Annotated in this window: 16 protein-coding genes and 1 pseudogene; 11 read left to right on the forward strand and 6 right to left on the reverse strand. The window is 58.7% G+C overall.

The window, feature by feature from the left end; genetic code table 11:
• Positions 1–268: 268 nt before the first annotated feature.
• From LRP30_RS30070 to LRP30_RS30095, 6 genes and pseudogenes are all read left to right on the forward strand, one after another.
• On the forward strand, positions 269–859 hold the full coding sequence (locus tag LRP30_RS30070; protein ID WP_249757100.1) for a HEPN domain-containing protein: 591 nt from the start codon (positions 269–271) through the stop codon (positions 857–859).
• The gene (locus LRP30_RS30075) at positions 859–1,122 is read left to right on the forward strand and encodes a hypothetical protein (RefSeq protein WP_249757101.1); all 264 of its coding nucleotides are present in this window, start codon (positions 859–861) and stop codon (positions 1,120–1,122) included. Before LRP30_RS30070 ends, LRP30_RS30075 begins: the two co-directional genes overlap by 1 nt.
• A gap of 85 nt (positions 1,123–1,207) precedes the next feature.
• Positions 1,208–1,831 carry a hypothetical protein gene (locus LRP30_RS30080; protein WP_249757102.1) on the forward strand — a complete coding sequence of 208 codons (624 nt, stop codon included), beginning with the start codon at positions 1,208–1,210 and terminating at the stop codon, positions 1,829–1,831.
• A gap of 12 nt (positions 1,832–1,843) precedes the next feature.
• Positions 1,844–2,314, forward strand: coding sequence for a hypothetical protein (locus tag LRP30_RS30085; protein WP_249757103.1), 471 nt, complete (start codon positions 1,844–1,846; stop codon positions 2,312–2,314).
• A 63-nt stretch (positions 2,315–2,377) separates the two neighbouring features.
• Positions 2,378–3,193: an AAA family ATPase gene (locus LRP30_RS30090; protein ID WP_249757104.1), complete on the forward strand. Its 816-nt coding sequence runs from the start codon at positions 2,378–2,380 to the stop codon at positions 3,191–3,193.
• A gap of 32 nt (positions 3,194–3,225) precedes the next feature.
• Positions 3,226–3,396 (forward strand): annotated as a pseudogene (locus LRP30_RS30095) (hypothetical protein); the annotation flags it as partial.
• Between the two features lie 126 nt (positions 3,397–3,522).
• Here the strand turns inward: LRP30_RS30095 and LRP30_RS30100 are convergent.
• Positions 3,523–4,068, reverse strand: coding sequence for a hypothetical protein (locus tag LRP30_RS30100; RefSeq protein WP_249757105.1), 546 nt, complete (start codon positions 4,066–4,068; stop codon positions 3,523–3,525).
• A gap of 531 nt (positions 4,069–4,599) precedes the next feature.
• On the opposite strand from LRP30_RS30100, the gene LRP30_RS30105 reads away from it, so the two are divergent.
• The 5 genes from LRP30_RS30105 (at position 4,600) to LRP30_RS30125 (ending at position 8,848) form a co-directional block, all read left to right on the forward strand.
• Positions 4,600–4,992 carry an avidin/streptavidin family protein gene (locus tag LRP30_RS30105; RefSeq protein WP_018322452.1) on the forward strand — a complete coding sequence of 131 codons (393 nt, stop codon included), beginning with the start codon at positions 4,600–4,602 and terminating at the stop codon, positions 4,990–4,992.
• A 414-nt stretch (positions 4,993–5,406) separates the two neighbouring features.
• Positions 5,407–5,694 carry a hypothetical protein gene (locus tag LRP30_RS30110; RefSeq protein ID WP_249757106.1) on the forward strand — a complete coding sequence of 96 codons (288 nt, stop codon included), beginning with the start codon at positions 5,407–5,409 and terminating at the stop codon, positions 5,692–5,694.
• Between the two features lie 285 nt (positions 5,695–5,979).
• Positions 5,980–7,449, forward strand: coding sequence for a PLP-dependent aminotransferase family protein (locus tag LRP30_RS30115; protein WP_249757107.1), 1,470 nt, complete (start codon positions 5,980–5,982; stop codon positions 7,447–7,449).
• Positions 7,450–7,552: 103 nt separating this feature from the next.
• Positions 7,553–8,182 carry an FMN-binding negative transcriptional regulator gene (locus tag LRP30_RS30120; RefSeq protein WP_249761857.1) on the forward strand — a complete coding sequence of 210 codons (630 nt, stop codon included), beginning with the start codon at positions 7,553–7,555 and terminating at the stop codon, positions 8,180–8,182.
• 39 nt (positions 8,183–8,221) lie between these two features.
• Positions 8,222–8,848, forward strand: coding sequence for a LysE family translocator (locus LRP30_RS30125; RefSeq protein WP_249757108.1), 627 nt, complete (start codon positions 8,222–8,224; stop codon positions 8,846–8,848).
• A gap of 131 nt (positions 8,849–8,979) precedes the next feature.
• Here LRP30_RS30125 and LRP30_RS30130 read toward each other — a convergent pair whose 3' ends face one another.
• The 5 genes from LRP30_RS30130 to LRP30_RS30150 form a co-directional block, all read right to left on the reverse strand.
• Entirely contained in the window at positions 8,980–9,441 is a 462-nt protein-coding gene (locus tag LRP30_RS30130; RefSeq protein ID WP_249761858.1) for a nuclear transport factor 2 family protein, read from the reverse strand.
• A gap of 479 nt (positions 9,442–9,920) precedes the next feature.
• Positions 9,921–11,315: a M20 family metallopeptidase gene (locus LRP30_RS30135; protein WP_249757109.1), complete on the reverse strand. Its 1,395-nt coding sequence runs from the start codon at positions 11,313–11,315 to the stop codon at positions 9,921–9,923.
• 29 nt (positions 11,316–11,344) lie between these two features.
• Entirely contained in the window at positions 11,345–12,472 is a 1,128-nt protein-coding gene (locus LRP30_RS30140; protein ID WP_249757110.1) for an ABC transporter ATP-binding protein, read from the reverse strand.
• Positions 12,469–13,611: a Xaa-Pro peptidase family protein gene (locus LRP30_RS30145; RefSeq protein WP_249757111.1), complete on the reverse strand. Its 1,143-nt coding sequence runs from the start codon at positions 13,609–13,611 to the stop codon at positions 12,469–12,471. The genes LRP30_RS30140 and LRP30_RS30145 overlap by 4 nt, the downstream gene beginning before the upstream one ends.
• A 99-nt stretch (positions 13,612–13,710) precedes the next feature.
• Complete coding sequence (locus LRP30_RS30150) at positions 13,711–15,507, reverse strand: ABC transporter permease subunit (RefSeq protein ID WP_249757112.1); 1,797 nt, start codon at positions 15,505–15,507, stop codon at positions 13,711–13,713.
• Positions 15,508–15,509: the final 2 nt, after the last annotated feature.

Consider the following 15,509-nt stretch of genomic DNA (forward strand, 5'->3'; position numbering starts at 1 on the left):
GCTGACTTTGAAGCCGTCCGGATCGGGAGTGATCTTATAGGCTCCGATCTCGCAGAAGCTGCGCGCCGCGGCGCCCGCCAATCACGAGGGGTTGCTTTCGCTGCAGCGCGAGCTTCTCACCTACTAAAATGCGTGCCGTATATCTGCGGAGGGTGAAATGCCACAGCCGGGCCGCCGTCCGGGCAGCTCGACAAGCCGGCTTGTCTGCCGTCATAATTGGCGGTTGAGCGTCCCTTTTTCAGCAACCGCGTGATTTGTGCCAGAGATATTGAACGACCTCTTTTCGGATCAGAAGAGCATCATCGATGAGCTTTTCATCAGGACCGCCGACGACAACTACGTCCTGGCTCGTTGGTGCTTTCATCAGCAGTTGAACGTCGACTTCTACTGGCTCGCCGTTCATGCGCTGGAGAAGTACTTGAAGGCCGTTCTGCTCTTGAACGGACGGAGCGCAAAGCCTCACGGCCACGACAATGTCGCTCTATTTGCGGACGTAGCACCTCTTGCGCCCGAGCTGCTTCCCGCCGCCTTTCAAAGGCCGGACGATGATATGCCCGAGCCGTACTGGCATGTCGAGACGGTGAGAGACTTCATCGAGCGGCTATATCGCGATGGCCGCGCAGACAATCGCTATCAGCTGTTTGGCTACAGCAGGCGCCCGGAAGATCTCTGGAAACTCGACCAAGCGATTTTCGCGATACGACGAATGTGCTGTCCGCTGGAGGCCTATGTCCTCGGCAAACCCTATGATGGTGCGGCAAACCTCTCAAACAGAGAGGTTCTCGCGCACTATCCGGGCCGATGGCGATTGAACTCACTTCTCGAGAGCACCATGGGGGGCAGCGCGGCGACGAGCTGATGCGTGCCGCACTGACCTGGAATTTCCCATTCGCGCCTTCCGGTTTCGAGCATCCGCCGACGTCCTATCTTTGGTCTTCCCGGGAGCCCGTCCTGGTCCGGCGTCTCTACGATCCACTTACGGCGGGACCCGCCCACTTTGCCCAGAACGACGCATTGTGGGCGTGGGTGAAGAACAATATCCACCTTCCGCGGCATCTCATTCCCGAAATCGAGCGCGAGCGCGAGCGGATAAAGGCCAGCTCGAATGCCCGCGGATCTTAGCCGACCAGGCCCGACCTATCTGGACCTCACATCCACCGAACATAGCTCGTTGCCGGCGCTCGAAGCAGAATGGGCATAACGCTTCATGGACCCCAATCGCGCCTTATCCGATTTCAAGCAGCGCAAGCTGTATATCGACTTTCCCGAGCTGTCCTTAGTGCGGCCTCCCGGAACAGGAGGCGCCGTCAGCTACAGGGGGAGCGGTTATATCGAGCAGATCGCTGATGGCGTTCTCATGCTCAAACTCTACGCGACACAGTCCAAGAATACCTATTTTTATCCGGGTTCAGATTATAGTTTCGATCACACAGACCGGAATGCTTGGGGTGACACGGATGGTGTTGTTGGAGTTGCCAATTGGCACGATGACGAAGACTTCCTTATCCGGGCTTCGTGGATCCCCCACAATCTCCGGACACAGAAAAGTTCGATGAGAACAACCGGTATGGCGCCGCGCGGAAGGCGGACAAACCACAGCTGCTCGCTTCGGAGACCGCCAATGAAATGGGGAGACAACGCCCGCGATTTTGATACCGCGTTGGGGGTCTGGCCGCAGTATCGTCCGTTGTACGATGGTTGGCCGATGCAAGAACTGGTAGGGCTCCAAGTTGGCATCATCGCAGGGTGCCGACCAATGTACGCCGCGACGTCTAAGGGTGACGATGCCGTATTCGGTGAGCGGACGTCGCATCCGCGTATCCAGATGTAGCCGAGGCACAACATGGAGGGACGCAACTTCGAGAGACTGAAAGCACACATATTGCCCCTTTCCGTGTCGCGCCGCTTCGACATCGCCCGCAGCGAATGGTCCCTTGTCGCGGTCGAGATAAGCGAAGAATTCGACCAATGCCCGTGCGGCCAGGAGATCAAAGAGCACTGCTACATCCGCAACCGCCTCAATGGCAACGAGACCTACGTCGGTAATGTATGCATCAACCGCTTCATCCAGATTGACACGGGCAATTTGTTTGACGGTCTAAAGCGGATCGCTAAGGACCTGACTGCCAACGCCAACAGCGATCTAATCGAACACGCCTTCCGAATGGGCTACCTGTATAGTGAGAAGGAATACACCTTCCTGAAGCAGACGATGCGGAAGAGAAATCTCTCAGACGCGCAAAGTGCGTGGAAAGTCAAAATCAATCGCCGGATCGTGAGCCAGACCGTGGTTCGGAAACGCACCGTCAGATGACGTACGCGGGCGTCGTGGCCGAAACAAAGCAAACGAGCGCAGCTCTTGGGGGAACGCGCACCAATGTATATTGAACAGCTCATTCTGACCAATTTCCGTTGCTTCGGGGCCGCATCGACAACGATCAACCTGACCGGCGGGCTCACGACCTTCGTCGGCGTCAACGGGGCGGGAAAGACAGCCGTCATGCAGGCGCTTCAGCGCCTCTTCGGCGTGACCGGCGAGCAAAGAAGACTACGGCGTCAAGATTTTCATGTCCCTGCCAGCGAACTCGTGGCCCCACCGCAGCGGAATTTCGTGCTGGAAGCTATCATCGCTTTTCCCGAGCTTGATGGCGACGGTGGGGCCGCGATTCCGGAATTCTTCCACCAGATGGCCGCTGACGAGGCCGGCAGGCTTAAGTGCCGCCTGCGTCTCGAGGCAACGTGGACGGATGATGGATCGCTCGACGGGACGATCGAGCAGAAATATTGGGCGATCAGGGCTTTCGGGCAGTACACGGAAGCTGATTGCACTGAGCTCAAGGCGACTGACCGTGCCCGCATTCAGATGATTTACGTGCCGGCGACGCGCGATGGCGCCTCCCAGGTTACAGCCTTTTTGCGCGGGCGACTCTGGCGCGCGATCAACTGGTCGCAAGGAGTCCGCGACACCTTCACCAAAACCGGTACGATTCTGAACGGCGCCTTCGCTGGCGAGCCGGCGGTCGACGTGATCGCCGCAGCGGTTACGCGGCGATGGCAAGAGGTACATACAGCGGGTACTGACACAACGCCGCTGTTCCGCCCGATCGATCTGCGCTTCCAGGAATTCATCCATAAGGTAGAGGTGGTTTTCCGGCCCGACGAGGCGGGCCGCGAGCGCGCCTGGATGATTTGAGCGATGGCCAACGCTCCCTCTTTCACCTGGCAATGACGGCGGCGACGCTCGACGTGGAAGCCGGCATTGTCGCCGATCCCGCCGCAGCAGGCTTTCAGGCGGGTGGAGTGCCGCTGCCGGCCCTCACGCTTATCGCCGTCGAGGAACCGGAGAACAATCTCGCTCCTTTCTACCTGTCTCGCATTGTTCAGCAGATCAGGGATCTGACGAAGGGGCCGCGGGCGCAAGCCCTGGTTTCCAGCCACTCCCCTAGCATCCTAGCCAGAGTCGACCCGGCGGCGGTCAGGCACTTCCGGCTCGATCCTCACACGCCAGAGCCGTATTCTGGATCAACGCTGGTCGGAGCCGGGCTCAGGAATCAGCGGCGCGCCCCCGACCGAGATTGGCCCTTCTGGTTTAGATGGTTGAACCACTCTCTTCGCTGGCCTCAAAGTGGGATGGGCGGCCGGCGGAGAAGGAGCCGACAGCACAGAGGCAGGCACGGGTATATTCTGCAAAGATTCGATCTTCGCGGTGAGCGCCTCAATCTGGTCCGCCATCCGTTTCAAATCGGCTTGTTGCGCACCGATGTTGCGATTGAGCTCTGCAAGTTCATCTCTCGCCATTTGTTGCCCTAATCGAATCTCCGAGAGAGCTTCCCTATCTTCAGGTGGCAAGCCTGGTTTTGAGGCAGCTTCATGCACCGACGATGTCGCGAAAACTGCCTCGATGTCAGTCCAATAGTAGGCTGCCCCGGCGCACAGACCAAAGGAGATGACCACGATTGCGAGAATCCAGGAAAAACGTCGTGAGGATTTATGCAAGACGGGCGGCAACTCCGAGGCGCTCGCTTGATCAATCACATCCATCATCCTCAGCTTGCCATTCCCATTCATCGCTCTTTCTCGTTGACGTGATAACGGGCAACCGTCAAGAGCTGCCCGTGAAGCACGGGTGCTGACCGCAATCTCACTATCATCGCGTCAGCAATGGCGTTGCGATGTAGCGATTCGAGATCAGAACCTCGTCGCGCAGCTGCAGGTGAAGCGCCCTTTTGCATTCGGCACCATCAATCGACGATTTCGGTGAGAGCATCGTAGCCCGCAGTTCGCCGATGCATCCATCGTCTTCGACGGGTCCGCAAAACGGGTGCAGATCAAGAAGTAGGACCCGCCCGTCGGGGGAAGCGCGCCTCACCAAAATAACCGAGCATCGGCTCGACCTCGGCCGCCCAGGCGAACCGACGCAGGGAAGCAAGGCCGCTGGGATCGAGGGACGCTGACTTCGCCGCGATCCAGCCTGATTTCGTGCATATGCGCCGCATTCCGTTGCCGAATGCGAGAAAAGAGCAGCGAACGTCACCTCAAGTTATACCAAAGTAGTTATCTAAGTTGCTACTTTTAAGCGAACTCTCTTGGGGCTTCAATATGAAGAGACTTCTGGGATTTTTGTTGATCGCTCAGTTTTGCTTGCTTTGCGCCGAGGCCAGGGCGCAAGGGCTTCCTGCTCCCTCATACTGGAAGAATGAACGGGGTTCAGAACTGTTTGTTTGGTCCGCTAATAGCGGGTCAATACAAGGGACTTTCACAAACCATGCTCAAGGGTTTGCTTGCCAGGGTATCCCTTATCCTGCATCGGGAGCCGTTCGTCCAACCGGACTGTATTTTGTTGTTACTTTTGCCCAGTGCAATTCTTTCACCCAGTGGGTTGGAAAAGTTAACGGGCCTCAGATGCCAACGTCATGGACGCTGTTCTACGTTGATAAGAACGGCAAGCCTAGCAAGTTGAAGGGCGCGGATATATTCACGCGCGTATGGTAGTGTTCAATCTTGCAACGCCGCGACCTTAGATCGAACTCGCCTCGCGAGTTTCGGTCTGGGTTTCCTTGAGACGCGTAAGCTCTCCGTCGTTGCCGGCCCGCTCGCGTTTGGCCCAGCTACCGCTCGTCTTGGCACCGTGTTTGGACGATCGATAGATCGTGAGCGGTCCATCGAGTTGGCGGATCGGCTCTTCAAGGTGATGGACGAGCATCTCGCAGAACCTAAGTTCGTGGCGACCGGCCTGCCCACTGTGGCTGACATCGCATACTACAGTTATACGCGCGCCGCACCGGAAGGCGGCGTGTCGTTGAAGCCCATCAGAACATCGTTCGATGGCTTGAGCGTATCGAGGCTTTGCCGAAGTTCGAGTCAATGCCGCCAGCGCCCCGATAGCAGGCTTGTAGAGAGTGCATCATGATGCCGGAACGCGATTCGTCTCCGTTTCACTCGGGTGAACTAGAAGTCCAGCGGCGGGCTGGTGTGGATGACAACATCCGCAAGCATGCAAAGGTGGCAATTCGAAAGGAGATGCCGGTACAGCATCGGGATTTCTTCACCAAGCTGACTTATGTCTTAGTCGGGTCAGCCGACAAGGACGGGCGGCCAAGCGCATCGGTCCTGACTGGGCCGCGAGGCTACATGTCGTCGCTAAATCCGACGCGCCTGCTGGTAAGGGCTGGCCGATCTGCGGACAACACCTGAACGAGAATCTGGTGGCTGGCGCGATTTGGGGCTGCTAGGTCTAGACCTGACCAATCGACGGCGAAACAGGCTCAACGGACGAACTGTGAGTGTCAATGCCGAGCAGCAATGCCGCGGCTGCAAGCGACAACGTTCGATTCTTAGGCATGCGGCTTTCGACAAGAACCCTCCTATTGAGGTTTCTTTGCTCCATTCTCCGACTTGGGCAAAGTTAGTTGGCATTCAGCAAGAAAGCCTACAGACTAGCCCGACTGCGAAGCGACGCTAACTCACTTTGATGGCCAGATGAAGACGTCCACGCCAAAGGGCACTGGGAGCGTAGGAGCACGTCAAATCTACGACGCCCTCAAGGGCCAGATCCTGGGGCATGTTTATGGCGCCGATGGCCTGCTGCCGTCGTCTCGCGGGCTTGCCGGCGAGCTCGGCGTGTCGCGCAGCACCGTGACAGTCGCCTACGAACAACTCGCGGCCGAAGGTTTCATCAATATCCGTCATGGCGCCCGCCCGCGCGTTGCAAGAGCTGTTGCTGAAATGGAGCACACCGGGACGAAGTCCCGGCCGTCCTCGCGGAGGGTGCGGCTGTCGATGTATGGCGAGCGTGTGAGGCAGGCAGCGCCGCGGCCGGAGGGGCGAGTTCGCGACCTCGTGGCAAACTTTCGGTATGGCGACCTCTCTCCGTCGGATTTTCCCGTGCTCGCGTGGAAAAAGGCCATGGTTGCCGCGATTACGCAGCGGCCCGAAAGATTGGCCTACGACGATCCGTGCGGATGTCGGCGGTTACGCGCCGCGCTCCAGGGCTATCTCTGGCGCTCGAGAACTGTGCGATGCGAAAGCGATCAGATCATTGTCGTGAATGGTTCGCAACAGGGGCTCGATCTGTGCGCGCGTCTACTGCTAGACCCCGGCGATCGGTTCGTCATGGAAGATCCCGGCTACTTGATGGCAAAGCACGCCTTCTCGGCCACGGGGGCTACCGCTGTGCCAATCCCGGTCGATAAGGACGGATTGCTCACAGAGCGGCTCGCAACAACGGAAGCACGCGTTGCCTACGTGACGCCGTCGCATCAATTTCCGTTGGGCAGCGTCATGCCAATAGGGCGCCGGCAGCAGTTACTCAACTGGGCAAAGAAATTCAACGCTTACGTGATCGAAGATGACTACGACAGCGAGTACCGCTATGACACCAAGCCCATTCCCCCGCTGCACGCCCTCGAAGATAGCGAGAATGTCATCTATCTTGGTACCGTTTCGAAGACGCTCTCGCCCACGCTGAGGATCGGCTACCTGGTTGTGCCGCCCGAACTACAGTCCATCTTCTCTGCCGCCAGGCAGGGCATCGACCGGCACACGCCGTTGTTCGAGCAGGAGGCGCTTGCCACGATGCTCGAGACCGGCACCTACGAGAGCCATGTCAATCGCATCCGAAGGCGCAATGGCGAGCGTCGGAAAATGCTGCTCGATGCCTTACGGCGCAAATTTGGCGATCGTATCCAGATCGACGGCGCCGCAGCCGGCTTGCATGTCGTAGTCTGGTTTTGCGATCTGCCCCAGGCGTCCGAAGCAATATTGATCGAGGCTGCGCGCGCGAGGGGTGTAGGTATCTACCCCGTCTCTCCGCTCTTCGATCCACGTCATGCCGGTCGTGGGCGCCGGCCGGAACTTGCTGGGCTGGTCATGGGTTATGCCGCCCTGCAGCCGCGCCAGATTGAGCATGGCTGTCAACTACTGGCTCAAGCGGTGGAGCAGCTTCGTTAGCGCCGATAGCGGCGCGGCTAACTGGACTACCACAATTTTCAGTAACTGGCAGTTTCATGCATACCAGGCCGGCGTTATCTCAGGCGCAGAATGGAGAAACACCATGTATGTGCCCCCCGCCTTCAGGGACGATGACCTCGACAATATCCGAGCGACGATCCGCTCTGCCCGGCTGGCCAATCTGGTCACCGCCACGACTGACGGTCCAATTGCGACGCCTCTGCCGCTGTTCCTCGATGAGACCGAAGGCGAGCGCGGCGTGCTGTACGGGCACGTGGCAAAGGCCAATCCACAATGGAAGGCCTCCTCGATCGGCGAAGCCCTCGCAATCTTCATGGGTCCAGAAGCCTATGTGACGCCCTCCTGGTACGCCACCAAGCAAGAAACCAGGAAGGTGGTGCCGACATGGAACTACATCGCTGTCCACGCCCATGGCCCGGTTGATTTCTTCCATGATCCCGAACGCTTGCTGGAGGTTGTCACACGCCTTACGAACATTCACGAGAGGCCGCGCGCGACGCCTTGGACCGTTAACGAAGCTCCCACGGATTACATCGCAGCACAGTTGCGCGGGATCGTTGGGGTGCGCATTCCCGTCACCAGGTTCGAAGGCAAGCGCAAGATGAGCCAGAACCGTCCCGAAGCTGACCGCACCCGCGTCGCCGTCGGCCTTGCGGCAAGCGAGGAGCCGAGGGATCGAGAAGTGGGACTGCTCATTTCGGTTCAGGGCTGAGGCGAGAGTTCCCCAAATTAACACGATCACGGGTAAACGATGCTTGGCTTTCAGACCCTCGTTTTGTTCTTGGCAGCGGCCGTCGTTGTCGCAATCACACCGGGGCCAGGCATCTTCTACATCGTGGCGCGAACGCTTGCCGGCGGGCGCACGGAAGGATTGGCATCGAGCGTTGGCCTCGGTCTGGGCGGGCTTGTGCACGTTCTCGGCGGCGCCGTCGGCATATCTGCGCTCGTCATGGCGAGTGCGGAGGCGTTCACTTTTCTGAAGATCGCGGGAGCCCTGTATCTCATCTGGCTCGGGATCAAGACATGGCGCGAAGCCCGAGTCCTCGAACCAACAGGGGTTCAAACGACGGGGGCGCATCGCGCCTTTCGCGAAGGCATCGTGGTCGAGGCGCTCAACCCGAAGACGGCCGCATTCTTTCTCGCCTTCATCCCGCAATTCGTCGACCCAAGCGCGTACGTCGCCGCGCAGTTCATCGTGTATGGGCTCATCTCGGTTGCACTGAACACAAGCGTCGACTTAATCGTGACCTATTGGGCTGCGAAGGCGAGAGCCGGGTTTGCAAAGCGACCGTCATTCATTGCCAAGACGCGACGGGCGTCGGGCGCCGTGATGGTTAGCCTGGGAGCTACGCTTCTACTTGCGCGTCGCGCAAATTGAACTCGGAGACTGGCTTATCCGCGCGAGCGACCCAACGCTCTCGCTGCGCGGTGTGCGGAGATGCGGGTTCCGAAGTCAGCGATTCACAGATTGGGCAGACCGGCCTGCATGGGATGGGCTGGCTTGAGGCCTCACACCGGCTTCTGTAGAGGAGAGCCGAAGATCGCTCGCTGATATTCGGCGAGCAGAGCGGGATCCTCAATCGATCCGTGATGATGGAGCTGCCTCCAGACGCCGTTCATCCTCGTGAACCAGCGCGTAGTTCGGAAGTGCAGGTCGATGGTAGTCGACGGTGTCTTGCAGGCGCCCTTCCCACGCCCCACGAAGAGGTGCCAGTCGCTTCCACCTTGCGAGGAAAAGTCATAAAACGTCACGTTCACGACTGCGGCTCCTCCGAACAGCTTGGCACAGCCATCACGGATGGAGGGCCAACCGCGACGAATTCCGCCAATAGAATTGTTCATGCTCGGCACATCGCCTTCCGCCCAATTTACCGCGAGACCATCGAGGTCCCGCGCGTTGAGGCAGCGATAAAAGTCGATCAGCGCATCGAGCGCACCGCCGTCGTTTCTCTTGCTTTCGACCTCCGATATCTCAGGGGGAGTTGAGGACTTCTGAGATGGCTCCTTTCTTCAGTCAAGGGAGCAATGGGTCACCCTCGTGAGGCCTATCGTGAGATTTTGTTCTCCGTGCAGCAATGACAGTCCCGAGGCTGAACTCGATCACGAATGCTAATGTGAGGGCTTTGGCAACAATTCGCGCCGCAACATCGGCTGCGGAAACAGCCCCTGCAGCAGCGCCTGCTCGACTCGGTTCGAGACGGCAGCCTCAAGGCTCGGCTGAGCAGGACCAAGCTCGCAGCAATTGCAACTCTTGCCAGCGAAGCCATGACGATCCGATGCATCACCCATGTGCTTTGCCCCCTTCAGCGTGCGAACTCAAAGATGGCGCTCGGCGCCGCCTTGACGGAGCTTGGCGTATCAGCCGGGAAGCGGTACTTCGAAAATGCGCAACGGCCTTCGCGAAAAGCGATCACCGGCCCACGGGCGCCAGCAAAGCGCAGCCGATCAGCTCATCCTCGTCGAACTGAAGGCAAGGTATCTGGCTCACCAAGATCCCAATATAGCCCCGCCATAATCTCCAGAGCTTCACGCGCGAGTCCGATCGGCAGATGCTCGTTGGCTGCATGTTGCCGGCATCCAGGATAGGCATGGGGTACCCACAACGTGGGCAAATCCAGCACGTTGGCAAAGATGTCGTTCGGAAGCGATGCTGCAAAATTGGGCAAGATTGCCGGCGATTTCTGCGTCGTCCGAGCGATCGATGCTTGGGCCCACCTAGCCCAGGGATCCGAAGGATCGAGGCGCGTGGCAAGAAAAATGCCATCGTCTGGGCTAAGTGTCACCTGCACCATGTCGAGACCGGACTTCGCGAGGTGTCGTCGAAGCGACGGTAAAATATCCTCGTGATCAACGCCAACCACGAAGCGGAGCTGACACCGTGCCCAAGCACTCGGGGGAATGGCGTTGATCGGCGTCTGCGGATTTCCGGAAGTGACGGCGAGAACGTCAAACGAGCACCAGCCATACACCTGCTCTGCCGGAGTCAGTCCCGGCTCGCCCCAAGCCGGATCGATATCAGGCCCGCCAAGTCCTCCGTCAACGACACAATCGGCAAGCACCCTCCGGACGGAGTCAGGCAGCCCACCTGGAAGCCATTCTGGAATCAGGATGCGGCCGGTCGGAGAGACTATCGAGGCCAGGGCATGCGCAAGCTGGATTGCAGGATCGGAAAGCAGACCGCCCCAATTGCCCGAATGATATGCGCTCTCGCGCGCGTCAATTGAGATGTCGAATGTGACACATCCGCGCGAGCCCAGGAATATAGTAGGCCGATGCTCGGATAGACGGGGTCCGTCAGACGCCAAGAAAAGATCGGCGCAGAGGAGGTTCTTGTGCATCGTGCATAGTTCGCGCAGGCCAGGGGAATCGACCTCTTCGCCCATTTCTATGAGGTATTTCAGGTTGAACCCCAGCCGACCCCTCGTCTCGAGGACAGCGCGGAGGCTGGCAATATTGATGGCATGCTGTCCTTTGTTGTCGGCGACACCACGGCCATACCAGCGATCACCGAGCTTTGCGAGGCGCCAAGGCGATATTCCTGTGGCCCACGATTCGTCCATTCCTCGAACCACATCGCCGTGCCCATATCCGAGCACCGTCAGTAACGCTCCCGCTTCTCTGCGCTCTGCATACAGGAAATCCGTGCCTGCAGCAGTCAAATGCTGGAAATCGCAGCCGAGCTCTTCAAGCATGCAGCGGAGTTCGTTGAGATATTCGACTATCTGAAGTGCTCGCTCCGGATTCTGACTCTCGGAACGAATGGCGACGAGCCGCGAAAGCACGGTCTCGAAGTCCCCAGAATCGAGATGGCTTCTCGCGCGCGAGATTGCGGCGTTGCGGCTCATCTAGCGCACCTCCTTACGCCAAAGGGAGCTCAACGGGCGGCCGGAAACACGCGAGTATGCACAGCTTCGATCTCAACGCGGACCCGCTGACCGGATTGGAATAGCGGCCGTCCTGGCTTGACCGGAATCCGCGCGGTCAGCCTCAGCCCGCCCACTTGCACCAAAACGCTCTGGTTGGTGCCGGTGTACGCGGACTCCAGCACCGTCGCTTTGCCCTCGTCATCGATCTCCAAACGGATAAATTCGGGGCGCACCGCGAGCAGCCCTCGATCCTGCTGAGAGAGCACCTGCTCCTTGCGTAGGTCAACGCACAGCCCGAGATCCGGCGTTGCTACTTCAACATTTTCGCCAGACCGGCTTAGCTCGGCGGGCAAGAAATTCGTCTCGCCGATGAAATCAGCGACGAAGGCCGTAGCCGGCTCCTCGTACAGTTCACGAGGAGATCCGAACTGCTGCAGGCGGCCATGCTCAAGAACGGCCACGCGATCGGCCATTGACAGGGCTTCTTCCTGATCGTGAGTGACGAAGATGATGGTGCTGCCTACCTCCTTATGGATCAGCTTGATCTCCATCTGGAGCTGCTGCCGAAGCTTGCGATCGAGAGCCCCGAGCGGCTCGTCCATCAACAGAAGAGCCGGACGGAACACCAATGCACGGGCCAGCGCGACACGTTGCTGCTGCCCTCCCGAAATCTGGCTTGGAAGCCGCGCACCGTAACCGTCGAGCGCGACCAGCTTCAATGCCTTCGTGACCTCACGTTCGACATCGCGGCCGCTCATGCCGCGTCTACGAAGAGGATACGCAATGTTCTCCGCGATGGTCATATGCGGGAAGAGTGCATAGTTTTGGAACACCATTCCAAAACCACGGCGATGTCCGGGAACATCGTTGATCCGGACGCCATCAAGCTTGATATCGCCCGAAGAAGGAATCTCGAAGCCAGCGATCATCATCAGGAGCGTGGACTTCCCGGACCCACTGGATCCGAGCAGGGCGACGAACTCGCCGGGCTCTACCGACAACGAGACGCCGTCGACTGCTTTCACCGAACCGAACATCTTGGTGATCGCGTCGACCGACACCGCGCCCCGCTTGTCCTTGCTGGACACAGGAATGCTAGTCGAATGCTCGGCGGTCATCGCTGCAATGATTGTCATGTTGCGTCCGTTTCGAAGATCTGTCGTGGCGTCTTGGTCAGTCGTTCGCCTCCGCTCCTGGTCACGACGATGGAATCGCTGATCGCAAGACCTGCGGCCGAGGTATACATGTGGAAGACCATGCCCTCCTCAATCACCCAGTCCGAGTGGGGAGTGAAGCAGCGATATAGATCACTGGTATGCTGAGAGACGAGTGGCGTCACTCCAAGCGTATAGCCGGTGATATTGTCGTAGGAATCACGCAAGCCCGCCGCCACAACACCTTCCCGCACGATGCGATCGACGTCGGCAGCTGCCGCACCAGGCCGAAGCGCAGCAATTTGCTGGTCCTGTAGCGAGATTAGGGTCTCCGCAGCCGCCCTCTGCTCATCGGTTGCTCGCCCCACGATGACAGAGCGCATAATGCGAACAGTATAGAAGCGCAGGCGAGGCAGGAGCTCGATGTGAACGATGTCACCGTCCGCCAGAGGTCGCTCTTCGAGAAATCCATGTAGAGAGTCCCAGCCGGATCCGACATTCAGCGGACCGACGAAGCCATCGTCAAACCCGAGTTTGTAATAGGCGCTTGCAGCGGCCCCCGCGACATCGCGCTGGCTCTTTCCACGTTCGATCTCCCTCACGGTCGCTTGCAGGGCGCTGTCCAGAAGGGAGCCCGCGCGCTTCATGTGGGCGATCTCCTCGGCCGACTTTCGTCCTCTGAGGCTCCATGCAGAGCGTTCGAGATCGCAAATGTCAGAGCCAGGGAGAAGCTCGCGAAGGCGATTGTGTCGCTGAACGGTGAAGGAGTTCGATTGAAAGTCGGCACCGATGTGCTTGTGGGTGATGCTCCGCTCGCGCAAGGCATCTACCAGGGCGACCAGCGGATCATCCCAGTCGCCGAAGCCGACGATATCTTCCATCCAGCTCCGCTGGCGCGCCGGCGGTATATCGAGCTTGCGAACCAGAAGGAAGGGCTCGCCCGAGGCCGGCACGATGCATGTACGCCAGAGGTTCTCAGAGACGGTGTAGCCAGACAGCCACGCCATCATCTCCGGTTCATCGAGAATAACGCAGTCCAAGCGACGAGCCGCCATCAGCGCCTGAACCAACAACAATCGCCGCCTGTACTCGTCGACAGAGAAGGTGAGATCGCGAACCATGTTACAACTTTCTGCTCTTAAAATATTGCCTAGCGACACCAACGAGATCACCCTTGTGCCAATGCGATGCGACGCGTCCCAAAGTCGTCATCTTCATTGTCAAGCTCCAACCTGCGTCCGGCGTCCTTCAAGGGCTGCTCCGACGAAGAGACGCAATAAGCAAAGCAGAACCAGCACGGCCAGGAACAAGACAGCGATCACCGCGATCTGCGGACTGATCTCCAGGCGGATATTGTCCCACATTCGCATAGGCAGCGGCGTCGCGGATGGCCCACTCAGGAAAAGGCCAAACACCACGTCGTCGAAGCCCACGATGAAGGCGAATATCGCCGCGCTCGCGAGCGTCGGAAACAGAAGAGGCAAAGTCACGGTCCGTAAGGTGGTTATCGGGCCTGCGCCAAGGCTCGATGCCGCCCGCTCGAGGTTACGATCGAAGCGCTTCAAGCCGGCAATCATAACGACGACAGCGTATGGCGTTCCGATGATCGTGTAGCTGAGTGCAAATGCCAGGGGAGAGCCGATCAACGGCGATCCTGCAAGCGCAAAGAAGAGCGAGACGGCCATGACGACATGCGGAACGATAAGGGGCGAGATCAGAAGAAGGTAGATCGGAAGTCGCCCGAAAAAGCGATGACGGACCAATGCGAAGGCGGCTGGGACGCCAACCGCAACACTCAAGAGCGCCGACAAGCCCGCCCAGCGCAAGCTGAAGCTCAGCGCATCCAGCCACTGGGTGTTACTGAACAGCCGAGAAAACCACCGAAGCGAATAGGCTGGCGGCGGGAACGTCAGATACGGAGCGTCACTGAACGCCAGCGGAATGACCGCCGCAAAGGGGAGGACGAGCAGGAGAAGGGCGAATCCTGCTGACGCGTACAGTACCGGCTTACGAATCTTAGACAGAAATTCGTGCAGGCGTAAAATGGGACCGTGCGACAGCGAGGACAAGCGCTCTGCGAATGGTCGTCTGACGGGAGACCGCAAGTCGAGGACGCTCGATGCAGGGATAACATCCGATCCCGGGCGGTCGTCGAGCTCTTCCGCAATGCGCCGCCGAAATATAAGAAAGATCACAACGACTGCGAGCAAGAGCAGAGAGGATTGCGCGGCCGCCTCGCTAAAATTCCCGAGGATAAGGACTCTAAGGCTAATGCCTTGCGCAATAAGATAGTCGTCCGGCCCGCCAAGAAGCTCCGGCGTGATATAGAATCCCAGGCAGGAGAGGAAAACGAGCGTACATCCGCTGACAAGGCCGGGCATCGATGCCGGAAGCGTAATGCGAAGGAATGCATCCGATGGTGGACTTCCCAAGCCCTGTGCGGCTCTCGTCAAATTCGGATTGACTCGTGTCAGCGCCGCATACAGAGGAAATACCATAAGCGGGAGCTGGACCTGCACCATGCCAATATAGACTCCGATGGAATTAAAGACCATCTGGAGCGGCTCGGAAATCGCACCAAGCGCGAGAAGCGCCTTGTTTATCGGCCCGTTGGGACTAAGCAGAACGATCCAGGCATATGTTCGGATGAGGACGCTTGTGAGGTACGGGAGAGTGACGATGAAGAGCAAAAGCGTCGCCACTCTCTGTGAACATCGAGAGATCGTATAAGCCAGTGGATATGCGATCACCAGGCAGATGCCGGTCACTGTCAAGGCAAGCGTGAGCGTCCTCAGCACGATCCAAAAGAATGAGGAAGAGCTCGCGATTTCGACATAGCTCTTGAGGGACCAACCACCATCCGATTGCAGGCTCTTGAGCGCAAGCTGGGACAGCGGCATCAGGTAGCCGAACGCGAACAGCACCACGATCGGAAGAAGCAACAGGACAGGCGTGAGCTTGTCCCATCCAATCGACCAGCTCCGCCTCAGTCCTATGGTTGCGCTCGAATTCGACATCG

This window comes from Bradyrhizobium sp. C-145, assembly GCF_023375135.1.
In the GTDB taxonomy this organism is placed as follows: domain Bacteria; phylum Pseudomonadota; class Alphaproteobacteria; order Rhizobiales; family Xanthobacteraceae; genus Bradyrhizobium; species Bradyrhizobium zhanjiangense.